The organism is Winogradskyella sp. Asnod2-B02-A (assembly GCF_045063645.1).
Classification (GTDB): domain Bacteria; phylum Bacteroidota; class Bacteroidia; order Flavobacteriales; family Flavobacteriaceae; genus Winogradskyella.
In genome coordinates, this window is sequence record NZ_JBEFOG010000027.1 from 1,398,364 (window position 1) to 1,422,712 (window position 24,349).

Consider the following 24,349-nt stretch of genomic DNA (forward strand, 5'->3'; position numbering starts at 1 on the left):
TATAAATTAGACAAGCGCTATTCTTAATTGAGTAGCGCTTTTTTTATGTTCAAAACTCTTTATAATTTCATTTCAGAAAAGTACAAATTCTATGTAATTTTATATGCTAACTTTTTGAAGAATAGAATTGTAATTTTTGCTGATTAGAAGCGTTTTATGCTTTAATGTCCTTGCAGTAAAAACACACCACTTAACAAAAAACGAAAGAACAACAGATGTACTTAATATTTGATACCGAAACCACAGGATTACCAAAACGTTGGGATGCTCCAATTACAGATACTGATAATTGGCCAAGATGTATTCAGATTGCTTGGCAGTTGCATGATGGTATGGGCAATTGTATTGAACATGAAGATTATTTGGTAAAACCAGAAGGTTTCAATATTCCTTATGATGCTGAAAAAATTCATGGTATTTCAACTGAATTAGCACAAGAAAAAGGTGTGTCACTTTCAGAAGTTTTAGAGAAATTCAATTTAGCGTTATCAAAGACCAAATTCGTTGTTGGCCAGAATGTAAAGTTCGATTTAAATATTATGGGAGCTGAGTTTGTACGTGAAGACGTTACAAATCCGCTTCAAGAATTACCAGTTTTAGATACTTGTACAGAACACACAGCAACGTTATGTCAACTGCCTGGTGGACGTTACGGAAAGTTTAAACTACCAACCTTAACGGAGTTACATGAGTATTTGTTTAATAAACCATTTTCTGAAGCACACAATGCTACAGCAGATGTTGAAGCAACTACGCGTTGTTTTCTTGAATTAATTAGACGTAAACAATACACCAAAGAACAGTTAGATGTAGAGCCAGAATATTTTGAGAATTTTACGCAAGAAAATCCTGCAGAAATTCAACTTATAGGTTTAAAGCATATTAATCTTAAGAAGGAAAGTGCTAAGATTAACGCACGCCTTCAAAAAGAACAAGCTGTACCAACAACCATTGATAAAGAAGCGGCATCACAAATTAAGGATGTCGATTTTGCACATTTACATAATCATTCGCAGTATTCTATTTTACAATCGACTATTAGTGTTAAAGATTTAGTTGCTGCAGCTGCTAGAGAAAATATGCCAGCAGTAGCAATGACTGATCATGGAAATATGATGGGAGCCTTTCACTTTGTGACTGCAGTTTCCAATCATAACAAAGGTGTAAAAGCGCAACACAAACAAGCAGAAGAAGCCGGATTAGAAAAGAAAGGAAAAGTTATAAAGCCAATAATTGGTTGTGAGTTTTTTGTGTGCGAAAATCACGCTGACAAAACCAGAAAAGATAATGGGTATCAAATTGTATTGATGGCTAAGAATAAAAAAGGCTATCACAATTTGGCGAAACTATCATCTGCAGCTTTTACAGACGGTTTTTATTACGTACCAAGAATTGATAAAAAACTTATTGAACAGTACAAAGAAGACTTAATTTGTTTAACAGGAAATCTTTATGGTGAAGTACCAAGTAAGGTTTTAAATGTAGGTGAAAATCAGGCAGAAGAAGCGTTGTTGTGGTGGAAAGAAACATTTCAAGATGATTTGTATGTTGAAATAATGCGTCACAATCAAGAAGACGAGAATCGTGTGAATCCCGTATTAATTCAATTAGCGAAAAAGCATGATATTAAATTAGTAGCAACCAACAATACCTATTACGTAGATCAAGAGAATGCCAATGCGCATGATATTTTACTCTGTGTAAAAGATGGCGAAAAACAGGCGACGCCAATTGGTCGCGGTCGTGGTTATCGTTACGGTTTACCAAATCAAGAATATTACTTTAAGTCTTCAGAAGAGATGAAAGCACTCTTTAGAGATGTGCCAGAAGCGATTGTTAATATTCAAGAGGTAGTTGATAAAATTGAGTCGTATCAATTGGCTCGAGATGTATTGTTACCTGCTTTCGATATTCCTGAGGAATTTAAATTTGAAGAAGATTTAGCAGATAATGGGAAACGTGGTGAAAATGCATTTCTAAAACATTTAACTTACAAAGGAGCTAAAATACGTTACGGTGAGATTACACCAGCCATTGAAGAACGTCTCGATTTTGAGTTAAGCGTTATTGAAAAAACAGGATATCCTGGTTACTTCTTAATTGTTGAAGATTTTATTCGTGAAGCCAGAAAAATGGATGTTTCCGTTGGTCCTGGTCGTGGGTCTGCGGCAGGTTCAGTGGTTGCCTATTGTTTATGGATTACCAATATAGATCCTATTAAGTACGATTTACTTTTTGAGCGTTTCTTAAATCCAGATCGTGTAAGTATGCCAGATATTGATATCGATTTTGATGATGAAGGTCGAGGTCGAGTAATGCAATATGTAATTGATAAATATGGTGCCAACCAAGTGGCGCAAATTATTACCTACGGAACTATGGCTGCAAAATCTTCTATTAGAGATACAGCCAGAGTTTTAGATTTACCACTTAATGAAGCCGATCATATTGCTAAATTAATTCCGTTGATGTCTAAACTCGGAAAGATTTTTGGTTTAGATGAAAAAGAATTGGCAAAGAAATTCCGAGCAGAAGATTTAGAAAAAATTAATGAACTTCTTAATATTTCTGATGGTGACGATTTACAAGCCGAAACCATCAATCAAGCCAGAATTTTAGAGGGTTCGGTAAGAAACACAGGTATACATGCCTGTGGTGTAATTATTACGCCAGGAGATATTACCAATTATGTTCCGGTGTCTTTAGCAAAGGATTCCGATTTATATGTAACACAATTTGATAACTCTGTTGTTGAGGACGCAGGTTTATTGAAAATGGATTTCTTGGGATTAAAAACCTTGACTTTAATTAAAGACACGGTAAAAATTGTAAAAGCGAAGCATGATATTTTGCTCGATCCAGAGAGTTTTCCTTTAGATGATGTAAAAACATACGAGTTATTCCAAAGAGGAGAAACAGTTGGTGTATTTCAGTATGAATCGCCTGGTATGCAAAAACACATGAAGAATCTCAAACCTACCGTTTTTGACGATTTAATTGCCATGAATGCATTGTATCGTCCTGGTCCAATGGAATATATTCCAAGTTTTATTGCGCGTAAACATGGTGATGAAGAGATTGTGTACGATTTACCAGAAATGGAAGAATACCTCAAGGAAACTTACGGAATTACAGTTTACCAAGAGCAAGTAATGCTACTGTCTCAAAAACTCGCAGATTTTACTAAAGGTGAAGCCGATGTATTGAGGAAAGCGATGGGTAAAAAGCAGATTGCGGTTCTCGATAAAATGAAACCAAAATTTATTGAGCAAGCCGGAGCAAAAGGACTAGACAAAACAAAACTAGAGAAGATTTGGAAGGATTGGGAAGCTTTTGCGAGTTATGCCTTTAACAAGTCGCACTCTACATGTTATGCCTGGATTGCTTACCAAACCGCCTATTTAAAAGCGCATTATCCAGCAGAATATATGGCTGCGGTATTATCTAATAATATGAATGATATTAAATCTGTAACCTTCTTTATGGAAGAATGTAAGCGGATGCGATTACCGGTTTTAGGACCAGATGTAAATGAGAGTTTTTACAAATTTTCAGTAAATAAAGATAATGCGGTTCGTTTCGGGATGGGAGCGATTAAAGGTGTTGGTCACGGAGCGGTTCAGACCATTGTAGATAATAGAAAAGAAAATGGACACTATAAATCTATTTTCGATTTTGCTAAACGTATTGATTTACGTGCAGCTAATAAAAGAGCTTTTGAAGGGTTAGCGAATGCAGGTGGTTTTGATTGTTGGGCAGATACACACAGAGCGCAATACTTTGCAGACGAAGGTGATGGTGTCAGTTTTTTAGAAAAAGCAGTGAAGTATGGAGCTAAGCATCAGGAAAATGAAAACTCGGCACAAGTCAGCTTATTTGGTGCTGCCAGCGATGTTCAGATTGCAGAACCTGTAGTGCCACCTTGTGAAGATTGGGGAACGATGGAGAAATTATCGCGAGAACGCGAAGTGGTTGGGATTTATATTTCTGGTCATCCGTTAGATGATTTTAATATTGAAATGAAAACCTTTTGCAACGGAGTGGTAGCTCATTTTAATGATTTGGAAGCCATTGTAAATAAGGAAGTCACCTTTGGAGGTGTTGTTACAGATGTGCAACATCGTGTGAGCAAACAAGGTAAAGGTTGGGCTATTTTTACTATTGAAGATTATACGGATAGTTTTGAGTTTCGAATCTTTGGAGAAGATTATTTAAAATTTAGACACTTCTTTGTTATCAACTCTTTTGTGTACGTGAGAGCATTTGTACGCGAAGGTTGGGTAAATAGAGATACAGGTAAAAAAGGGGATCCACGGATTCAGTTTAATAGTTTCCAGTTGTTGCATGATGTTATGGATACCTATGCTAAAAAGTTATCTATTCAATTAAACATTAAAGACTTAGAAAAGGATACCATTTCTGTTTTATATGACTTGATAAAATTTCATGAGGGTAATCAAACCTTGAATTTTGTGGTCTATGATAATGCTGAAAAGATAAAAGTACAGATGCCAAGCCGAAAAAATAAGATTAAGATTTCTCAAGAACTTTTAAATAGTTTGAAAGAAAATGATGTGATGTATAAATTGAATTAAATATTTAAGGCATAACATGCGTATAAGAACGTCGTGACATTTTTTCAGTATTAAAAAATGCTAGTTTTCCTTTTAATTTATAACAAATAAAGATCAGAACTCTAAAAGCACAATGTAAATTAATTGTGGTTTGTTGCTAAAACAAATCGAATTAGTTTTTATAAAAATCAATTTATTGACTTACATCAATGCATCTGATTTTTGAGCACACTAATTTTGTATCTAAAATATTAATACTTTAAAATGGTACTTACAGAATTAGATACATTACAAATGTTGGATAACGATAGCCAAGAACGGTTAGAAAGAGCATTAGAACACCTTAGAAACGGCAATGGAATTATCTTAATGGATGATGAAAACCGAGAAAATGAAGGTGATTTAATATTCTCTGCGCACCATATGACGAATCATCATATGGCACTTATGATTAGGAAATGTAGTGGTATTGTTTGTCTTTGTTTAACTAATGAAAAAGCAGACTTACTAAATTTGCCCTATATGGTAAAGGAAAACACAAGTAGTTTTCAAACCCCTTTTACAATTTCAATAGAAGCAAAAGAAGGAGTAACAACAGGCGTTTCGTCTAAAGATAGATTAAGAACGATTAAAGCGGCTTGCCATGCAAATGCAACAAGCAATGATTTAGCAAGACCTGGACATATCTTTCCTTTAAGAGCTAAAAATAATGGTGTTCTTGAAAGAGGTGGTCATACAGAAGGCAGCATAGATTTAATGAAATTAGCAGGCTTAAAACCAGAGGCCGTACTCTGCGAATTAATGAACGATGATGGTACAATGGCAAAATTGGACACGATTACAGAATTTGCAAATGAGCACAATTTGATGGTCTTATCAATTCAGGATATTATTCATTATCGTAAATTTGTGAGAGATTATAACTAAATGACAAATTATATTGAACTTACCAATTTCATAAAAAGGAATATAAATATTGAAGATGACGATTTAAAAATTGTGTTGTCTTATTTTAAAACCATAAAGAAAAGTAAAAATGACATTTTATTGTCAAATGGTAAAAATAGTCAGGTGAGTTATTTCGTTAAAAAAGGGTGTTTAAGACTGTTTTACATCGATGAGCACGGCAAAGATATTACACGTTATATAGCATTCGAAAATCAATTTGCAACAGAATTGGTGAGTTTTATAACCAATGAGCCTGCACAAGAAACAATTCAGGTAGTTGAAAATAGCGAGCTCTTATACATCACGCACAATGACTTTAGGCATCTTATGACCATTGTTCCTAAATGGAAAGATTTTTATAGTATTTATTTAGAGAAAGCATATGTGAATAATTCTAAAAGGTTACTGTCATTTACAGCTCTAGATGCATCAGAGCGCTATAAACAATTATTTAAAATCAGTCCCAACATTGTTAAACGTCTACCAAACAAAATAGTGGCTTCTTATATTAATATATCTCAAGAAACTTTGAGTAGGATAAAATCTAAAATCTGATTTTAGTCTATTTAAGAGAGTTGTCTGATACTTTGTGTAACTTTCTTCTCATTTAAATAACCACCATGCTTATCCAAAGAATCATTTTATAACTGAGAATAAAAACAGACAGACTTGTCTATTTTTAAAAATGTTTTATATATTTGCATCATGAAACATGCCGAAGTAAAAAATAGAATTACAGAAACGGCCTCATTTTTATTTTATAAGAATGGGTATAATTCTACGGGTATCAATCAAATTATTGCTGAAGCAGGAATCGCTAAGGCAACGTTATACAATCATTTCAAATCTAAAGAAGAGATTTGTCTGGCATATCTTCAGCATAAGAATATCAATTTTTTAGGAGATTTTGAGAATTTTACAACATCTCAACCCAAAGGAAAAGAGCAAATTCTAGCGATATTCGATTTCCTTCAATTGTTTTATCAAGATAAAGATTTTAATGGATGTTGGTGTATTAAAACAGTATCAGAAATTCCAAAAGATAATGAGATGATCCGAAATGAAATTCAATCTCAAAAAAACGATTTTATTGCCATCATATCAAAACTGATTACCAACAATTTAGATCAAGTGAAAAGTGAGCAAGTAAATTCACTCGCAAGACAAATCTATTTACTTTACGAAAGTGCCGTTGGAGAAAGTCACTTGCATCAAGAAGATTGGCCTATTGTTGAGTCTAAAAATTTATGTAAAAAAATAATAGCTTAAAAAAATTTTAAAAATTAAAGACAGACCTGTCTGTCTTTAATTAACAATTAAATAGAAATACAATGAAAGAATTTGAAAACAAAGTAGCCTTAGTAATTGGCGGAACAAGCGGAATAGGTAATACAACTGCAAATGCCTTATTAGAAGGAGGAGCCACAGTACATGTTGTAGGCAGAAATACTGATAAAATTGCAGACGCACCAAACTTAGTGAAACACACAGCAAATATCTCTAGTACAACAGAAGTGGATGCTTTAATCGCTAAAATTGAGGATTTAGATAACTTAGACTATTTGGTAAATGCTTCAGGAATTTTTGGACCTAAACCCTTTTTAGATCATACTATGGAAGACTATAATTCGTATTTAGATTTAAACAGAGGCTTCTTTTTTATTACACAAAGTGCCGCTAAAAAAATGAAAGCGACTCAAGGTGGCTCTATCGTAAATGTTGGGTCTATGTGGGCAAAACAGGCTGTAAAAGCAACACCTTCTACGGCATATTCTATGCAAAAAGCAGGTTTACATTCGCTAACACAACATTTGGCTATGGAATTAGCAGAAGATAAAATTCGTGTGAATGCAGTGTCTCCTGCCTTAGTAAATACGCCTGTGTATCATGGTGTTTTTGGAGGCGAAGAAGCAGCCAAAGAAGCCTTGGTTGGCTTTAATGGTTTTCATCCTATTGGTCGTTTTGGAGAATCGGAAGATGTTGCCAATAGTATTGTCTTTTTATTATCAGACAAGGCGGCTTGGGTAACAGGTGCTATTTGGGATACCGATGGTGGTGTTATGGCTGGTAGAAATTAAAAATCTAAAAATAATTATTGAGCCATAACCCTATCTCATTTTGGTTATGGCTTTTCTATTTTGTAAGTCTCAAAATAATTTTGAGATTTAAATTTGAATTCAAACTATGAAAAATTTAATCCTAATCTTAAGTATTGTTTTACTGTTTATGTCTTGTAAAGAGGAGGTAACATCAGAAACAGATCGTGTTTCTAAAGCAATAACATCCAAGGTTACAAGTGAAAAATCAACATTAAAATTTAGAACATTAGCTGTTAACGAGATAAACATAGCTTATAGAGAAGCTGGTGATCCTAAAAATCCGACTATTGTTTTACTACATGGTTTTCCGGCATCATCATTTCAATACAGAAAAGTGTTGGCACAACTATCTAACGAGTTTTATTTAATTGCACCTGATTATCCTGGTTTTGGTAATAGTGATTTTCCAGATGCGGAAACGTTTACCTATACATTTGATAATATTGCGAATACTATTGACTCCTTTTTAGAGCAAAAAAATATTAACTCTTATGCTATAATGATTCAAGATTATGGGGCTCCTATTGGTTTTAGATTAGCGACTGCACATCCTGAAAAAATTACAGCAATCATCAATCAAAACGGAAATGCTTATGAAGAAGGTTTAGGAGATGCTTGGGCTGGTATAAAAGCGCTATGGAAAAATAGAACAAAAGAAACTGAAGACGCTTTATTACCTGCATTTTCATTAGAAGGTTTAAAATGGCAATACACACATGGTGTTAGAGATATTGAAACCGTAGATCCGGATAGTTATAATTTAGATTTCTTAAGACTATCTCGACCAAATGCACATGCAGTAAATTTAGATTTGTTTTACGATTATCAAAATAACGTGAAGCTTTACCCAAAATGGCAGCAATATTTAAGAGACAATCAGCCATCATTATTAATAGTTTGGGGCAAAAACGATGCTTTTTTTCCTGAAAGTGGTGCCGAAGCGTTTAAAAAAGATGTAAAAGACATTGATTATAACATTTACGATACAGGGCATTTTGCTTTGGAAGAAGAAGGTGATGCTATTATTGAAAGCATTAGAAATTTCATGAGAAATCAGAATAAATAAAAATTTAGAATGAAGCAATTTGTAATAATTTTAGTGGTTTCACTAACCTTATTTGGATGTCAGTGTAAATCAGAAGACACTAAAAAACAGTTCTTTTTACCACCAGCTACGATTTATAATTATGTAGAAATTGATAGTGTAAAACTGTTTTATAGAGCAGCAGGAGATAAAAGCAAACCAACAATTGTATTGCTTCATGGTTACCCATCGTCTTCACATTCTTATAGGAATCTTATTCCTATGTTGGCAACGCATTATTATGTGATTGCACCAGACAATTTGGGTTCTGGCTACAGCACGCATTTAGACCCAGCAACAACGGCTTATACTTTTGATGTGTTAGCGGATTATACGGAGAAGCTAATCAATACGCTACAAATTAAGAATTATGTAATGTACATGCAAGATTTTGGTGCTCCTGTGGGTTACCGAATTATGATGAAAAATTCAAAACGGATTGAGGCTTTAATTGTTCAGAATGCCAATGCGTATTTAGATGGTCTAACAGCTAAACGGCAAGATTTTTTTAGAACGGCACAAACTGATACCTCTCAAGTAAAGCATGATTTTTTATATAGTTTAACAGGTGAAGATGCTATAATAAATAAACAATATTTGTTTGATTTAGACGTTACAAATATAAATACTCAAAGTCCGGATGCTTGGACACATGATTTGGCATTTTTAGGGTCTCAAAAAGATAGAGAAATACAGGTGCAGCTATTTAAAGATTACAATACCAATTTGATTCGGTATCCAAAATGGCAAAAGATGTTGAGAGAAACCCAACCAAAAACCTTAATAGCTTGGGGTAAGAAAGATTTGAAATTTAATGCTAATGGTGCCAAGGCTTATTTAAAAGATTTACCCAATGCAGAGTTGCATTTATTAGATGCTGGCCATTTTGCAGCAGAAGAAAAGACAAGAGAAATGGCAAAACTCATTCTAGAGTTTTTGTCTAAGAACAACATAGAATAAAGCGCTTAAAAGCTGAGATTTGTTTTGAGTTTAATTTAAAATGTTTTGAGTTTAGGAAAAGGTTTGTAGTGATTCTGAATTTGCGCAAAGGATGGAAGTGGCATCCTTTTTTGCCATTAAAAGCAAAAAAGATATAACGTACAGCCTGGTTTATGCGCCCAAAATAGAATACATATAACGGCTCTATATCGCTATAATCAAAACAAATAAAGGCTTTGTAAGGTTTGCGGAATATTTTGACTAATTTTGTAATTCCATCTTATATATGGAAGAAGAAAAGATAAGTACAATTCAATAAAAAATAAAATATTATGGCATTAGAAATAACAGATGCAAATTTTGAAGAAACAGTATTAAAGAGTGACAAGCCAGTAATGGTTGATTTTTGGGCTGCTTGGTGTGGACCTTGTCGTATGGTTGGACCAATCATTGATGAAATCAGTACAGAATACGATGGTAAAGCTGTAGTTGGTAAGGTTGATGTTGATGCAAACCAAGAATTTGCTGCTAAATATGGTGTTAGAAACATACCTACGGTTTTGATTTTTCAGAACGGAGAAGTAGTTGGTCGCCAAGTTGGTGTTGCACCTAAAAATGCATATTCAGACGCTATTGACGCACTTTTATAGTTAATACTCTAAAAGAAACTAAAAAAGGTTTGCCTATACGGCAAACCTTTTTTAGTTTCGGTAACTGATGGATTTACAAAAAGAACTCAATAAAACAGGAGGTTTTAAAAACCTTGAATTATTAGCGAAACAAGTCGTTGAGGGTTTCATTGCAGGTATGCATAAAAGTCCGTTTCATGGGTTTTCTGCAGAGTTTGCCGAGCATAAAATTTATAATCCAGGGGAAAGTACCAAACATATAGATTGGAAATTGTTTGCTAAAACCGATAGATTATATACTAAACGCTATGACGAGGAGACCAATTTGCGTTGTCATATTATATTAGATAATAGTAGTTCTATGCATTATCCTGAAACTGCTGGTACATCTATAGGTCATCTTAATAAAATTGCTTTTTCGGCTTTAGCAAGTGCGTCTTTGATGCATATTCTTAAAAAGCAACGTGATGCTGTTGGTTTAAGTATTTATAGCGATAATTATGATTTTTATTCGCCTGAGAAAGGGAGTGAGCGTCATCATCAAATGTTATTGCATAGATTAAGTGAAGCTGTGGTTTCTAAACCAGAAACAAAAACTACGGAAACGTATAAGTATTTACATCAGATTGCAGAAAAAATTCATCGTAGATCGCTGATTTTTGTGTTTACAGATATGTTTCAAACGTCGGAAGATGATGAAAAACTGTTTGAAGCCTTGCGACATTTAAAGCATAATAAGCATGAAGTGGTCTTATTTCATGTTTTTGATAAAGAAAAAGAACTTTTATTTGATTTTGATAATAGACCCAAACGATTTATCGATATTGAGACTGGTGATCACATTAATTTGTATGCAGATACCATAAAAGAGACTTACGAAAAATCTGTAAAAGAATACTTTACAGACTTAAAGTTGAGGTGTGGACAGTATAGAATTAAGTATGTCGAAGCTGATATTAATGCAGGATTTGATATTATTTTAACGACCTATATGATAGAGCGACAAAAATTTATTTAGATTATTTTTTATTTTTTTAGTTTTTTGTTTGTCAAATTAAAAATGCAGTGTATATTTGCCCTCGCAATTAAGCAACGGTCTGGTAGTTCAGTTGGTTAGAATGTCGCCCTGTCACGGCGAAGGTCGCGGGTTCGAGTCCCGTCCAGACCGCTAAAATTGCAAAAAGAAGCTTCAAGAAATTGAGGCTTTTTTTAAGCAATATAAAGACGTTGTGTTGTTCCGAGAGAGATCTTGGAAGTAGTTTACCAAAGCAATTTGGTATTCCAATGAGAAGCTTTCCTTTTTTCTGAATAAGAAGATTGGGATGCTTTTTTGTTTTAAAGAGGTTTTGAATAGGCAAACAATACCATTGAAGAGTTTCTTTTGTAATTTATTAAAACTAGTAGTTTTATTAAAGTGTTGTAAAACAGTAAGTTTAACTTTAATTAGTTCTATATGGTTATAAATTTGTGATTTTCATGGTGACTTATGCAAAAAAGAAGGGTCTTATAATTGCTATTAATCAATAATTTTAAAAAGGGTTACAAGAAATTGTAGCCCATTTTTTGTTTTTATTAATTTATACACTTTTAAAAATTAATTTTATTGTATTATTTTGATTTAACTATTAAGTTATCAACAAGTTATGAACACGAAATGTGTTTTTGGTCGGTGAATAATAGCGCTTAATCGATGATTTATTAGGAAATTATAAAAATACGCTTATATTTGTCATTCTTATTAAGTATTAAAAACGCTTAAAAAGAAACTTTTAATCCATTTTACTATTAGACATTTGCTTGTCTAGAAAAACGTCCCTCGTTTTTATTTTAGTATCGTTTTAGGTGTCACCTAAAATAGTTAATAATCCATTCCCTTCCCTCTGTGTGTATCGCTAGGCGTTACTCATTTTTGATGTTTAACTAATTTTTAACCCTAAATTAAATACTTATGAAAACCCTTAAAATTACTTTAGCTTTAACCGCTGTTTTATTATTAACTGTATCTGGTGTAAAATCTGATGAAGCTATTAACCAAAATGAACCTACAGTTAAAGAATATAGTCCTAACGATTTACTTGCTGTTGATAAGAAAAAATTAAAATTGATTGGTCATGCTTAAGTTTTAATAATAAATCTTAAGAATATAAAATTAGCCTTTGCACAGTTGCAAAGGCTTTTTCTATTTTAAATTAACAGTAGTTTTGAATTTTAGACTATTTTTGGTTGTAAAGTTGCTATAATTTGAACACGTTTCGTATTTTCTTACTGGGTTTAGTTTTCTGTATTAAAGTTTGCAATAGTCAGCAGAATAGAAACGCGCAAGCTATAGATAGCCTCATAGCGTTATCTCAAGATGGTGCTATCTCTAATGAAGAATCTTTAAACTATGCTTTACAAGCTCAGGATATTGCCAAATCTTTGGGTATTGATTCTTTAACTTTAAAGTCTGGTCGACACTTAGCATTAATGTATTTGTATAATGACCAAATTGAAGAATATATTCCGCAAAATTATACAAATCTTAATCTTGCATATAAGCTGAAAGACTCTTTTGCGGTTGCAGTGGCTTCTTCAAATTTAGGGTCTTATTATAGATTATATCAAAAAAACGATAGTGCTTTTTATTTCTTTTCAAATTCAGTAAAATATTTATCTCATCATAAGGCATCTTACATTAAAGCACAATCTTATTATATGGTTGCAGATGTAGAACATGTGGGTAAAATATACACAAGTGCAGAGGTAGATGCGGTTAATGCATTAAGAGTGTTAGATCAACTTCCTCAAAATGAAGAAAACTTAGATATGTATTGGGGCATTTATAATTTGCTTGCTATTATCTCTAAGGATATTGGAAATTATAATAAAGCCATTGAATATTATGACGAATCTATAGCTTATGCAAAACGCATGAAAAATGGGTATGTTAATGAAATATTTTCAATAAATAATAAAGCTAATGTGTATAGAGAACTTGGTCAGTATAAACTTGCTTTAGAGCTGTATAAAGGACTTATATCTGAGAGGAAAAAATATGAGACTATTGATCCTTCTTTTTATGGGTCGTTAATTAACAATATTGCGTTAACCAAAATAACCTCTGGAAATTATGTCTTTAGTGATGTTGAAGCAGAATTAAAGAATGCCATTTCTATAGCGTATAAAGAGGATGATGATAATGGAAAACTAAATGCTATTTTAGATTTGTCAGGTTTATATTTAAAAGAGCAGAAGATTGATTCTGTTAAAAAATATGCTAAGCAAGCATATGATTTAGCTACGTCGTTTTCATCAAACGAAGCGAAGCAAAAAGCACTTTTTCTAATGGCAGCAGTTGTTGAGGGAGATGAAGGAAAAGAATTGCTAGTTGAGCATATCAGACTAGGTGATAGCCTAGAAAAAATTCAAAAATCAGTTAGAAATAGAATTGCGAGAATCAAATATGGTACAGATCAAATTGAAGCAGAAAACAAACAAATTTCAAAAGAAAATGTATACTTATTAATTTTATCTATTGGTCTTCTTTTAACTGCAATATTGGTTTATTTGGTTATTTCTCAACGTGCAAAAAACAGAAAATTAAAGCTAATTCAGGTGCAACAAAAAGCAAATGAGGACATATACAATCTTATGCTTGGGCAGCAAGATAAAGTAGAGGAGGCCAGAGCAAAAGAAAAAATGAGAGTCTCAAAGGAATTACATGATGGTGTTTTAGGTGGTCTTTTTGGTGTGCGGTTAAGTTTAGATAGTATTAATTTTAATGAAGGAAAAGAAGCGATGATGACCAGAGCTAAATATATTAGCCAGCTTCAATCCATTGAACAAGATATTCGTAAAATATCTCACGACTTAAATACCGATTTTGTATCTGGTTCTAGTTTTATGGATATTGTTGCAGAACTTATTGAAACCCAATCTATCGCGTACAATTTAGAGCATGAATTTAATTTTACAGATGATATTAGTTGGGATTTAGTGTCCAATAAAACCAAAATCAATATTTATAGAATCATCCAAGAGTCGATGCAAAATATCTATAAACATGCCAATGCTAAATCAATTAAAATTAGTGTTTCATTAAAAAAAGACTTAATTTGCTTGCAGATTGTTGACGATGGAGATGGCTTTGATACTTCTAAAAGTAAAAAAGGTATTGGATTAAAAAATATGAAATCTCGTGTTGAAGATATTAAAGGCACTATCACCTTTACATCTCAATCTGGAGATGGTACAACAGTTAACGTTCAAATTCCCTATTTAAACTAAACCGTATGAATCACATTAACATTTTAATGGTAGACGATCACCCAATTATAATAGAGGGCTATCAAAATGTATTAATGGCTACAAAGCAAGAAGATCAAACTTTGCATATAGATACAGCTCATAATTGTGATGAGGCTGTTATTATGATTGAGCGTGCTTCAAAAAAATATCCTTATCATGTTTGTTTTTTTGATATTAGTTTGCCTGCTTCAGAAGATGGAAAGTATGCTTCTGGTGAAGATTTAGCTCTGTTGGCAAAGAAAATAATGCCTAGGGCAAAAATTGTGATTCTTACCATGTTTAATGAAACCTATAGAATTCATAATATTATAAAAGAAATAGATCCAGATGGTTTTCTTATTAAAAGTGATTTAACATCTATGGAACTGGCAGATGGTTTTCAGCAAATTTTAAAATCACCACCGTATTATAGTACTACTGTAAATAATTACTTGAAGAAAACAATTTCGAGTGATATTTATGTTGATGATATAAATCGAAAAATTCTACACTTATTATCGCAAGGCATAAAAACAAAAAGCCTAAATGAGTACGTAGATATTTCTACAAGTGCCATCGAAAAACGAAAAAAACAACTCAAATTATTATTCTCTGTTGAAGACGGAAAGGACGAAACATTGCTAAAAGAAGCTCGAGAAAAAGGATTTTTATAGAAAAAGTGATTAAATAGAACATTTTTTGATCACTAAAAACCCTTGTAACCCTTGTTAATTATAGAAACTACGGTTTTGCCACAATAGGTTTACGGTTTTTCCGCAGCAAAAAGACATTGCAGTAACTTATATTTACACCGTCAGCAAGAATTAATTAATCCCTTATTAAGTAATTGTTGAATTAATAGCAAGAAGATTAAACCTAATCACATATAATGTGCTTAGGTTTTTTTCTTTTAAAGGAAATTAAATTAATACCAACTTGCATTGTGTTCTGATAGTTTTACTACAAAAAAACCTAAGTAAACTATGGCTACAATAAATTTCATAAAAGTTGAAGCTATAAAGCCTAAGAAAGATCCAAAAGCTGCTTTAAGTGCTTTATCTATATCATTTCTGTGAATCATTTCACCTATCAATGCGCCAAAAAAAGGACCTATAATAATACCGAATGGAATAGGAGAGAATATTCCAATAATTAAACCAATTGTAGTGCCTACCATACCAGCTTTACTGCCACCAAAACGCTTGGTTCCAATAGCAGGTATAATATAATCCAACACATATATAAAAATAGCGAATATAAGTGTGACGATTAAAAAGGTCTGACTCATCTCTACACCTTCAGTAAAATGCAAAACCAAAAGGCCAGCCCAGCTGGTGAGAGGTCCAGGTAAAATTGGTAAGAAGCTACCCAGAATACCCAATATTATTAAAAGTAAAGCAACAAGCACTAAAAAAATTTCCATAGTCATAAATTATTATTCAATAATAAGACGCAATAAGCAGACCAAAGTTACATTTTAAACTAAAAAATTAGTTGAAACTAAATATTTAGTTATATTTGTGATGTATTTAACTAAAAAATTAGTTCTATGAAACAGTTAACCAAAGCAGAAGAGGAAATTATGCAAGCTTTATGGCAACTTAAAAAGGCAAATGTAAAAGCTGTAATTGAAACGTTACCAGAGCCTAAACCCGCTTATAATACAGTGTCTACTATTATTAGGATTTTAGAATCCAAAGGTTTTGTAGACTATGAGAAAAAAGGAAAAGGTCACGTTTATTTTCCAATAGTTGCAAAGGAGTCATACAGTAATCAATCTATCAATAAATTAGTAGATAATTATTTTCAAGGCTCGTTTAAAAGTATGGTGTCCTTTTTTGTTCAAAAAAACGACGTGGACGTCAAAGATATTGAAACCTTATTAGATGAAATTAATAAAAAGCACTAATTATGTTGTATTCTATTCTTCAAATTATAGCTTTTCAAGCGTTATTTTTATTGATTTACGATCTGTTTTTAAAACGCGAAACGTTTTTCAATTACAATAGAGCGTATTTAATAATTACGTCTATACTTTCATTTGTGTTGCCATTTCTAAAATTTCCAGAATTAAAAACTATGGCAACAAAAGATTTTGTAATTCATTTGCCAGAGGTATTTATCGGAGTTAAATCGCCTACAGTTTATGATATTAAAATTGCTGAGCAAGCTGGTATTATTTTAGAGCAACCACAAACACCTATATGGCAAATTATAGGAGTTTTAGGTATTGTGATTGCATCAGTAATTTTTCTAGTTAAAATAGCAAAGCTGTACAGGTTAAAGCATAAAAACCCTAAGCGTTGGCAAGGCAACATTCTTATTGTGAAATTGATAAAGAGTAGTGCTGCGTTTTCATTTTTTAATACTATTTTTTTAGGAGAACGTATTTCAGAATTAGAAAAACCGACCATTTACGAGCATGAGCTGGTTCATATAAAAGAGTATCATACCATAGACTTATTATTTTTTGAGTTACTCAGAATTGTATTTTGGTTTAGTCCATTGGTATATGTTTACCAAAACAGGATAAAAGAATTACACGAGTATATTGCAGATGCTAAAGCTGTAAAGCAAAGCGGAAAATCAGAGTATTATACAAGTTTACTCAATCAAGTTTTAGATGTGAATAATGTTTCATTTACCAATACATTTTTCAACAAATCATTAATCAAAAAACGAATTGCTATGTTACAAAAATCAAAATCAAAACAGCTTCATTTGCTTAAGTACGCACTATTAATTCCAATGGTTTTTGGAATGTTGATTTACACCTCTACGGAAGTTAGAGCGCAACAAAAGATAGACTCACAAGAACAAGTTGAAGATCAGGAATTAACAGATGCTGAATTAATACAGAAGTATTATGATGAGTTTACAGCCATGAAAAAAAATGGCTCTACGTTTTTCGAAATCTCAGCTTACGCAGGAATTGATGAAACAAGTTCCTTAAAATATTTGCCTTCAAGAATAGAATACTTAAAGTTAAAAGCTTACTTCAAGTATATTGCTGATGGTATGATTCAAAGAAAATCTGAAGAAGGTAATTTGACGCAAGAGGATATTGATACTTATGAACTTATGATAGTGGGTAAATTTAAAACGTATGACGAGTTTAAAGCTTTTAAAAACACTAAAGAAGAAAAGGAGCGATGGGAAGCAAATACGCAAGATCGTGTTTTAAAACTTTTTGTAGAAGATGTAGCAAACAAAACAGAAGAAGAAACTAAGCGTTACAATGGCTTATTGAAACAATTAGAAAACGATGATTATTTTAATAAACTCGTAATTACAGATGGTAGATCCACATTAGTATTAGATTCATATGTTTCAAATGATGGAGTAGAAATTATTAAAGAAGATGTAGAATCTGTTGAAGTCCCTTTCTCAGTTGTAGATGAAACTCCAACAACTCTTGAATGTAAAGATTTAGAATCTAATAAAGAGCGAAAAGATTGTATGAATATGTTTGTCAATAAGCACGTCGCTATGAATTTTAACACTAGCGTTGCAGATAGTTTAAGCCCAGGGAAAAAAAGAATTTTTGTGCAATTTAAAATTGGTAAGGATGGTATTATTAAAGATATTAAAGCTAGAGGTCCAAGCGTAGCGTTAGAGACAGAAGCAAAACGTGTGGTTGCAACTTTACCTCAGTTTATCCCAGGAAAACAAAAAGGAGAATTGGTGGTTGTTCCTTTTTCTATTCCAATTGTTTTTGAGGTTAAAGGAGATGATAATAAAAAACAGGTTACTAAATCGTATGATGAACTCGTCGCTCAAAGAGATCGAATTTTAAAGAATTCTAATGAGAAAAATCCCTTAGTAACTGAATTAAATCATCAGATTGAAGTGCTAGAGGCAAATAAAAAAGAAGGTAGAATACCATTTAATAGTGTTGATGAAGTACCGATTCATAAGGATTGTTCAGGTGTTTTAGATAAATCTGATCAAAAAAAATGCACAATTTCAGCCATTAATAAACATGTAGGTAAAAGCTTTAATACTGATTTAGCAAATTCTTTAGGTATACCAGAAGGACAAATACGGATCCATGTGCAATTTACTATAGATAAACAAGGCGATATTACAAAGATTAATGCTAGAGCTCCACATCCAAAGCTAGAAGAAGAAGCTATTAGAGTTATAAAATTATTACCTCAATTTACACCAGGAAAAGAGGACGGTAAAGCTGTAGATGTACCTTATTCTCTGCCAATTGTTTTTCAAGTTCATGGTTCTAAAAAAGACTAATTGTCGCTTATGAAATTATTTTTTTGGTTCTTATGTTTCGCGTATACATGTAGTTTAAATGCACAAAATTCAAAAGAAAAAGCAGATGATTTTTATGCTAATGGCAACTTTTCTAAAGCAATTGAGACCTACAAATCACTTAAAAATTTAGATGATGTTTACGATGATATTGCGAAGGCTAATATCGCTATTGGGAACTATGGTGAAGCTCTTGTTAATTATGAAAAAGCAATAAAAGCCAATACAGATAATCTATTGTTGCAATATGAATTCGCTAAACTTTTAACCAAAACAAAAAAGTATAAAGAAGCCAATGGGCTATTTACCAACTTGATTGAATCAGATAGCTTAAACCCCAATTACTATTATGAATTAGGTTTGGTTTTAGAGAAGCAAAAAGACACTACAGCGTTAATGCAGTTTAATAAAACCTTTACGCTAGATGCTACACATCAGAAAGCTATTTTTAAAATTGCGAAATATCATTTAATGAAACGTAATTTTATAGATGCGCATGGTTTTATAGATAGAGGTTTAGAAAGTTATGAAAATAATGTAGAGCTTATAAGCTTAAAAGCACAAACCTATTATTATCAAGAATATTACACACATGCAGTAGTTTGGTTTAAAAAACTTTTAGAATTAGGTGAGAAATCTGAATTTATCCATGAAAAATTAAGCTCAAGTTATGCGCAGAATTCAGATTACGAAGATGCAATTTACCATAGAAAGCAAGCTCTAAAATACAGTCCTAATGATGCAAATAGTATGCTGGTAATTGGAACTTATTATGAACGTCTTAGTAATTTTGAAAAAGCGGAGGAGTTTATTGCAAGGGCTTTAAAAATAAAAGATCAGTCTCTTTCAGACGAGTATCAAAATCTAGGAACGGTTTTAAATCGGCAGAAAAAGTATGAAAAAGCAATTAAGGCGTTTCAAAAATCTTTAAAAGAAGATCCAACTAACATAATGTCAGAATTCTTTTTACTTAGAACAAAAGATGAATTTTATGCAGATTTAGATAGTAAAATTGAGCTATATGAACAGTTTATTGCTAAGCATAAAACAAGTTACTTTATCAAATATGCCGAGAAGAGATTAAAAGAATTGAAGCAAGAAAAATTTTTAGAAGAGAACTAATTACAAATTAAGGAATGTGGCAAGTATTACAGTCTTGTTTGTTGTTACTAAAAGCAAAGCAGTCTAGTATATTTTTTGAATAAAAAATTGTACTTTTCGGCTTCAGAACTTTAGTAATGAATCGAATAGTTTTTCTTTTAATCTTCCTTTTTGCAACATCATGCAATTATTTTGAAAAGAAAAAGGTGTATCCTGAAGATTTACTTGAGGAAGAATTACAAACTTTTAATTGGAACGAAGTAGATACTTACCCAACGTTTAGTAATTGTGATTCTATGACGTCTAAAGAAGACAATAAAATTTGTTTTCAAAACACTTTAATTAATGGTGTTAATGAATTTTTAGCAGAACAAAACATCATAGTAACTAATGATGTTTTTGATACAATTAGGCTTCATATTGTAATAGATAAGCAAGGCGTTTTAGAAGTAGAATCTATGAAAATTCATGACGAAACAGTTCAAGAAATTCCTCATATTGATAGTCTTTTACGTCAGAGTTTAAAGAGTGTTCCAAAAATTTTTCCAGCTATAAAAAGAGGACAACAAGTTACTACGACATTTGAATTGCCGGTAATTGTAAGAATTAATTAAGCTCTTTTGAGTTAAATAAAATTACTGCATTATGGCTTTGTAAGCATCGCTATATCTAAAAGCGTAACGCAAACTTTTGCATTAAACGTAAGACCTCAATATACAACCAAATTAAGGTCGCTAAAAGTCCCCAAGTTGCTATCCATTCCTTGTATTTAGGAGCTTTGTTTTTGTAGCGTTCTATGTAATCAAAATCTAATAGCAGCGCAAAAGAGGCCACAACAGCAGCTAAAATATTAAAGCCTATTGCAAACCAAGATGTTCCCCAAATGTAATTTTTTATACCAAAAAAACTTAAAATCCATGTTATTAAATACGTCACCAATATACTAACGGTTGCTGTAATAATAACACTTCTTAGTTTTTTGGTTACTATAATGAGACGCAGTTGATATAGTAGTAACATCACAAAAAAAGTGATAATAGTTACACCAATGGCTTGGTAAGGTAGCTCAGGATAATGGCGATGCGCATATGCAGAACATCCTCCTAAAAAAAAGCCTTTTGCAATTACATAAAGTGGCACCAAAAATGGCGACCAATGTTGCCTTATAGATATTAAAACACTCACAATTGCTGCGGCTAACATGCCACCTAAAGTAAACCATTGCATAGAAACGCCTGCTTCATTTAGTTGCCATACATAGGTTGTAATTAAAGCAATAATTAGAATGCCAATGATTGATTTAAAAAAAATGCCAGTAACTGACATAGTCTTTGTAGATGATTTAGTATCGTCCCAAAAATAGTTGTTAAATACAGGATTAGAAGTTTTAAAATTCCGTAAAGACATTATAGATTCATCTTATATCCAATAGAGATATCAGTAGAAAAATTACCTTGATTATCTAAAAATACAGCGAATAATTCACCATAAGCCAGCGTAATATAACCTTGTTTTCCTATTTTAATATCAGCTCCAATGCCAAAAATAAAGGGCACATCAAAAGAAGTGTCATTTAAGCTTTTTTGGTTTCCATCCTCAAGATCAATTGTAGAACTTGTAATATTTAAAGTAGCTAATTTCACTTGACCATAAAGTGAAAAAGCAGTTTTATTAATTATTCTATAACGGTAACCCAAAGCTATTTCATTAGTACTGTAGTTAAAGTCATCACCGTCAAAGGTGTGACGACCTTGCAAAAATCCAGAATGACGAGGTAATGTATTGGCTTCAAAAAATTCTAATTCACCACCAATAAGCATCACATTTGTGTTTTCGGGATTATCAACAAAAGGATTGTTAGTTAGACCACCAAAAACACCAAGTCTAAGACCCAGTTTTCTTGTTTTTACCACAGAAGTGTAGTTAGAATCGGCAGAAATATTATAAGTGTTTATAAACGCCTTAAGGTCGTAAAGCGTAAATTTTAGCTTATCTGTTGCCATGCCATTAGTAAGATTGCTCAGTAAGGTTTTATATTCTTCTTGATAGGTCTTATTGTCTTTTGTGTTTTTTAATTCAGTAATGACATCATTTTCTGTTTTTACAAAATAACGATAGGTACCGCTATCACTAGTCCATAGTAGGTCTAATGTACCTTCTGCTTCCATTTTTAAATTAAACGATTCTCCGTTAATGGTATAATTTTCTTGACTATAATTAACCTGAAAAATTAAAAATAGCAGACTAAATAAAAGTAGTTTTTTCATATGTAGTTAGGAGTTAATTCAAGTAAAGCTACCAAAAAAAATGATTGAAATACTATTTTTTCGATGTTCTACCTTTCCAATGGTAAGACTTAAAGAAAGACAAGAAAGCAATGTAGACACTAAAAGCAGGATAAATAACACTTGAAAACAAATAGGAAAGTAGAAGATTTTCTTGTTTGAAAAAGCGAACTGTTTTAAATAATAGTAAAAAGTCAATACTAAATTTAATGACAAATAAAGCCAATGCAATTTTAAGTGAAATGTATTGCATTAAAACGGCTGGAATAAAAACGAGAGTTGTGAAATTTCCGAGTAGAACGGTGAGGCCAATTATTTTAGCAAACCATTGTGTGAGTTGACTTGTTTTTGAAGCCCAACGTAAACGCTGTTGAATGAGGTGGTTCATATTCTGAGCCGCATTTGTAGTAACAATAGCGTTATTAGATTTTAAATAGGATACTTTTTTAGGATTGCGTTTTAAAAATTTTTCGAGAAGAAAAACATCATCTCCACTAGCAATGGTGTCGTTACCTATAAAACCGTTTACGGAAATAAATTCCGATTTACGATAAGCAAAATTTGCACCATTACACATAAATGGTTTTTTAATACCAAAACCACCCATTGTTGCTCCTTGTAAACTTAAAAAATCTAAAGATTGAAATCGATTAAAAAACGAGGTTTTACTATGGTAGGTAACAGGTGCGACCATGCAATTAGGATTGTTAATTTGAATAAATTCATCAAATGTATCAAGCCAATAAGTAGGCAAAACACAATCTGCATCTGTGGTTACAATCCAATTAAATTTTGAAACTTTGATAGCAGAAGTTATGGCTTCTTTTTTAGGTGAACTTGTAGTGCTTCGGTTTTCGATAATTTTTAAATCTATATGTTTGACATTCTGCCTTTTGCTCAATGTCAATAGATAATTTTCAATTATAGACACAGAATCATCCTCAGACGCATCATTAATTAATATTACTTCAAATAAATGTTGAGGATAGTTAAGTTTAACAATAGAGTCTAATAATTTTGAGAGATTTTGAGCTTCGTTTCTAAATGGAATTACAATAGAAAATTTTGTCTTTGCAGGTAAATCTTGCAGCTTAAAATCGGTAACATTATCAAATCCATAAATGAGCATACCTATAACAAAGAGATATAGAATTATGGTAGTAATAGCGATTAACGTTAGCATTATTCTATAGGGTTAGTTAATTTAAAATTTAATACAAAGTAGCTTCCTATGATGCTTGGAATTACAAAATTAAGCAGCCACATAGTTGTGGTTACACTTAAAACAATGAGTTCACTTACTTGCAGATAATCAAATAAAAACACGGCAATACTACCTTTTATAACAACATCAAAAATTGAAATTGTTGGCACAATGGAGGCTAATAAATACATACTTGTTACTACCATCATTGTGTTCTCGTAGTTGATGTCAACTCCAAAAGCAATTAATAAATAATAAAACTGAAATGAAAATATAAGATATCTTAAAAAAGATAGAGAGAGGTTTAAACTATGGATTTTTAAAGATATTGATTTTATAAAAGTAAGAATTGTGGAAAATGAAACGCCTTTTACTTTAAATCGCTTTTGCTTCACTCCAAATAAAACCAATAAACCAATAATTAAAATAATGCTTGCAAATCTTGTTACTTTATAGTAATTGATATCAATTGAGAATTCATTCAAAAAGAAAAATAGACCAACAATACCAAAAAGTGTGGTTACAGTCATTTGAGCCATATTCCCTAAAAGATTTAACAATACAATTTTAGTTCTAAATGTCTTAGCGTAATAAATTGCTTTTGCACCATAATCTCCAATACGGTTTGGAGTAATTAAAGAAGCTGTTAAACCTCCTAAACTTTGCTCTAAAGCAGATTTGAAAGTAATGTGTTTTATGGTGCCTACCAAGTGTTGCCATTTTAAGATTTCGAAAAACCAATTAAAAAAGCTTAAAACGATCAAAATACTGATGTTTTTAATTGAAAAAACATTGTTTTCGTTTAAAAATGATACAAATTTGGTAAATTCTAAACTTTCGTTTGTGGTAATTTTTGAGTAAATAAAATAAAATGCACCAACTACAATACTCAATTTAATAAGTACAAAGAAGAATTGTTTAGTTTTGTATGGCACATAAGAACTCATATTA

At 32.0% G+C, this 24,349-nt stretch carries 21 protein-coding genes and 1 tRNA gene; 17 read left to right on the plus strand and 5 right to left on the minus strand.

Translation table 11 applies throughout. From position 1 onward, the window contains the following. Nucleotides 1–215: 215 nt before the first annotated feature. From dnaE to ACJJVO_RS14185, 13 genes are all read left to right on the plus strand, one after another. Nucleotides 216–4,595, plus strand: coding sequence for a DNA polymerase III subunit alpha (gene dnaE / locus ACJJVO_RS14125; protein ID WP_405575233.1), 4,380 nt, complete (start codon nt 216–218; stop codon nt 4,593–4,595). A gap of 243 nt (nt 4,596–4,838) precedes the next feature. Then, nucleotides 4,839–5,501 (plus strand): 3,4-dihydroxy-2-butanone-4-phosphate synthase, encoded by a 663-nt coding sequence (gene ribB, locus ACJJVO_RS14130; protein WP_405575234.1) that lies wholly within the window; start codon nt 4,839–4,841, stop codon nt 5,499–5,501. Next, nucleotides 5,502–6,077 carry a Crp/Fnr family transcriptional regulator gene (locus ACJJVO_RS14135; RefSeq protein WP_405575236.1) on the plus strand — a complete coding sequence of 192 codons (576 nt, stop codon included), beginning with the start codon at nt 5,502–5,504 and terminating at the stop codon, nt 6,075–6,077. 150 nt (nt 6,078–6,227) lie between these two features. After that, complete coding sequence (locus tag ACJJVO_RS14140; RefSeq protein WP_405575238.1) at nt 6,228–6,791, plus strand: TetR/AcrR family transcriptional regulator; 564 nt, start codon at nt 6,228–6,230, stop codon at nt 6,789–6,791. A gap of 62 nt (nt 6,792–6,853) precedes the next feature. After that, nucleotides 6,854–7,600, plus strand: a complete 747-nt coding sequence (locus tag ACJJVO_RS14145) for an SDR family NAD(P)-dependent oxidoreductase (protein WP_405575240.1) — start codon at nt 6,854–6,856, stop codon at nt 7,598–7,600. A 106-nt stretch (nt 7,601–7,706) separates the two neighbouring features. Continuing rightward, entirely contained in the window at nt 7,707–8,687 is a 981-nt protein-coding gene (locus tag ACJJVO_RS14150) for an alpha/beta fold hydrolase (RefSeq protein ID WP_405575242.1), read from the plus strand. Between the two features lie 9 nt (nt 8,688–8,696). Further along, nucleotides 8,697–9,665 carry an alpha/beta fold hydrolase gene (locus ACJJVO_RS14155; RefSeq protein WP_405575244.1) on the plus strand — a complete coding sequence of 323 codons (969 nt, stop codon included), beginning with the start codon at nt 8,697–8,699 and terminating at the stop codon, nt 9,663–9,665. Between the two features lie 311 nt (nt 9,666–9,976). Then, a complete protein-coding gene (trxA, locus tag ACJJVO_RS14160) occupies nt 9,977–10,294 on the plus strand; it encodes a thioredoxin (protein ID WP_157363520.1) in 318 nt (105 codons plus the stop codon). Between the two features lie 67 nt (nt 10,295–10,361). Further along, a complete protein-coding gene (locus ACJJVO_RS14165) occupies nt 10,362–11,291 on the plus strand; it encodes a DUF58 domain-containing protein (RefSeq protein ID WP_405575247.1) in 930 nt (309 codons plus the stop codon). A 76-nt stretch (nt 11,292–11,367) separates the two neighbouring features. After that, a tRNA-Asp gene (locus ACJJVO_RS14170) sits at nt 11,368–11,441 on the plus strand. A 780-nt stretch (nt 11,442–12,221) separates the two neighbouring features. Next, nucleotides 12,222–12,392 (plus strand): hypothetical protein, encoded by a 171-nt coding sequence (locus ACJJVO_RS14175; RefSeq protein ID WP_405575249.1) that lies wholly within the window; start codon nt 12,222–12,224, stop codon nt 12,390–12,392. Between the two features lie 122 nt (nt 12,393–12,514). After that, entirely contained in the window at nt 12,515–14,539 is a 2,025-nt protein-coding gene (locus ACJJVO_RS14180) for an ATP-binding protein (protein ID WP_405575251.1), read from the plus strand. A gap of 5 nt (nt 14,540–14,544) precedes the next feature. Next, complete coding sequence (locus ACJJVO_RS14185; protein WP_405575253.1) at nt 14,545–15,213, plus strand: DNA-binding response regulator; 669 nt, start codon at nt 14,545–14,547, stop codon at nt 15,211–15,213. Nucleotides 15,214–15,464: 251 nt separating this feature from the next. On the opposite strand, the gene ACJJVO_RS14190 is transcribed toward ACJJVO_RS14185, so the two are convergent. Further along, the gene (locus ACJJVO_RS14190) at nt 15,465–15,962 is read right to left on the minus strand and encodes a DUF456 domain-containing protein (protein WP_405576959.1); all 498 of its coding nucleotides are present in this window, start codon (nt 15,960–15,962) and stop codon (nt 15,465–15,467) included. Between the two features lie 126 nt (nt 15,963–16,088). Here ACJJVO_RS14190 and ACJJVO_RS14195 point away from each other — a divergent pair, with 126 nt between their 5' ends. The 4 genes from ACJJVO_RS14195 to ACJJVO_RS14210 all read left to right on the plus strand — a co-directional run bounded on the left by ACJJVO_RS14195 (nt 16,089) and on the right by ACJJVO_RS14210 (nt 20,523). Further along, nucleotides 16,089–16,448: a BlaI/MecI/CopY family transcriptional regulator gene (locus tag ACJJVO_RS14195; RefSeq protein WP_405575254.1), complete on the plus strand. Its 360-nt coding sequence runs from the start codon at nt 16,089–16,091 to the stop codon at nt 16,446–16,448. A 2-nt stretch (nt 16,449–16,450) separates the two neighbouring features. Continuing rightward, entirely contained in the window at nt 16,451–18,790 is a 2,340-nt protein-coding gene (locus ACJJVO_RS14200) for an energy transducer TonB (protein ID WP_405575256.1), read from the plus strand. A gap of 9 nt (nt 18,791–18,799) precedes the next feature. Beyond that, nucleotides 18,800–19,930: a tetratricopeptide repeat protein gene (locus tag ACJJVO_RS14205; RefSeq protein WP_405575258.1), complete on the plus strand. Its 1,131-nt coding sequence runs from the start codon at nt 18,800–18,802 to the stop codon at nt 19,928–19,930. A gap of 116 nt (nt 19,931–20,046) precedes the next feature. Next, complete coding sequence (locus ACJJVO_RS14210; protein WP_405575260.1) at nt 20,047–20,523, plus strand: hypothetical protein; 477 nt, start codon at nt 20,047–20,049, stop codon at nt 20,521–20,523. A 55-nt stretch (nt 20,524–20,578) separates the two neighbouring features. On the opposite strand, the gene ACJJVO_RS14215 is transcribed toward ACJJVO_RS14210, so the two are convergent. The 4 genes from ACJJVO_RS14215 to ACJJVO_RS14230 are packed head-to-tail and all read right to left on the minus strand — an operon-like array spanning nt 20,579 to nt 24,333. After that, nucleotides 20,579–21,316 carry a Bax inhibitor-1/YccA family protein gene (locus ACJJVO_RS14215; RefSeq protein WP_405575262.1) on the minus strand — a complete coding sequence of 246 codons (738 nt, stop codon included), beginning with the start codon at nt 21,314–21,316 and terminating at the stop codon, nt 20,579–20,581. Further along, entirely contained in the window at nt 21,316–22,176 is an 861-nt protein-coding gene (locus ACJJVO_RS14220) for a hypothetical protein (protein ID WP_405575264.1), read from the minus strand. Before ACJJVO_RS14220 ends, ACJJVO_RS14215 begins: the two co-directional genes overlap by 1 nt. A 52-nt stretch (nt 22,177–22,228) precedes the next feature. Beyond that, complete coding sequence (locus ACJJVO_RS14225; protein ID WP_405575266.1) at nt 22,229–23,377, minus strand: glycosyltransferase; 1,149 nt, start codon at nt 23,375–23,377, stop codon at nt 22,229–22,231. Then, entirely contained in the window at nt 23,377–24,333 is a 957-nt protein-coding gene (locus tag ACJJVO_RS14230) for a hypothetical protein (protein ID WP_405575268.1), read from the minus strand. Before ACJJVO_RS14230 ends, ACJJVO_RS14225 begins: the two co-directional genes overlap by 1 nt. Nucleotides 24,334–24,349: the final 16 nt, after the last annotated feature.

Bases quoted from the DNA above. Each gene is read 5' to 3' on its own strand.
- ACJJVO_RS14200 (WP_405575256.1), top strand. From the start codon at position 16,451: ATGTTGTATTCTATTCTTCAAATTATAGCTTTTCAAGCGTTATTTTTA.
- ACJJVO_RS14205 (WP_405575258.1), top strand. From the start codon at position 18,800: ATGAAATTATTTTTTTGGTTCTTATGTTTCGCGTATACATGTAGTTTA.
- dnaE (WP_405575233.1), top strand. From the start codon at position 216: ATGTACTTAATATTTGATACCGAAACCACAGGATTACCAAAACGTTGG.
- ribB (WP_405575234.1), top strand. From the start codon at position 4,839: ATGGTACTTACAGAATTAGATACATTACAAATGTTGGATAACGATAGC.
- ACJJVO_RS14140 (WP_405575238.1), top strand. From the start codon at position 6,228: ATGAAACATGCCGAAGTAAAAAATAGAATTACAGAAACGGCCTCATTT.
- ACJJVO_RS14175 (WP_405575249.1), top strand. From the start codon at position 12,222: ATGAAAACCCTTAAAATTACTTTAGCTTTAACCGCTGTTTTATTATTA.
- ACJJVO_RS14220 (WP_405575264.1), bottom strand. From the start codon at position 22,176: ATGAAAAAACTACTTTTATTTAGTCTGCTATTTTTAATTTTTCAGGTT.
- ACJJVO_RS14190 (WP_405576959.1), bottom strand. From the start codon at position 15,962: ATGGAAATTTTTTTAGTGCTTGTTGCTTTACTTTTAATAATATTGGGT.
- ACJJVO_RS14210 (WP_405575260.1), top strand. From the start codon at position 20,047: ATGAATCGAATAGTTTTTCTTTTAATCTTCCTTTTTGCAACATCATGC.
- ACJJVO_RS14145 (WP_405575240.1), top strand. From the start codon at position 6,854: ATGAAAGAATTTGAAAACAAAGTAGCCTTAGTAATTGGCGGAACAAGC.
- ACJJVO_RS14225 (WP_405575266.1), bottom strand. From the start codon at position 23,377: ATGCTAACGTTAATCGCTATTACTACCATAATTCTATATCTCTTTGTT.
- ACJJVO_RS14155 (WP_405575244.1), top strand. From the start codon at position 8,697: ATGAAGCAATTTGTAATAATTTTAGTGGTTTCACTAACCTTATTTGGA.
- ACJJVO_RS14165 (WP_405575247.1), top strand. From the start codon at position 10,362: ATGGATTTACAAAAAGAACTCAATAAAACAGGAGGTTTTAAAAACCTT.
- ACJJVO_RS14150 (WP_405575242.1), top strand. From the start codon at position 7,707: ATGAAAAATTTAATCCTAATCTTAAGTATTGTTTTACTGTTTATGTCT.
- trxA (WP_157363520.1), top strand. From the start codon at position 9,977: ATGGCATTAGAAATAACAGATGCAAATTTTGAAGAAACAGTATTAAAG.
- ACJJVO_RS14135 (WP_405575236.1), top strand. From the start codon at position 5,502: ATGACAAATTATATTGAACTTACCAATTTCATAAAAAGGAATATAAAT.
- ACJJVO_RS14185 (WP_405575253.1), top strand. From the start codon at position 14,545: ATGAATCACATTAACATTTTAATGGTAGACGATCACCCAATTATAATA.
- ACJJVO_RS14195 (WP_405575254.1), top strand. From the start codon at position 16,089: ATGAAACAGTTAACCAAAGCAGAAGAGGAAATTATGCAAGCTTTATGG.
- ACJJVO_RS14215 (WP_405575262.1), bottom strand. From the start codon at position 21,316: ATGTCTTTACGGAATTTTAAAACTTCTAATCCTGTATTTAACAACTAT.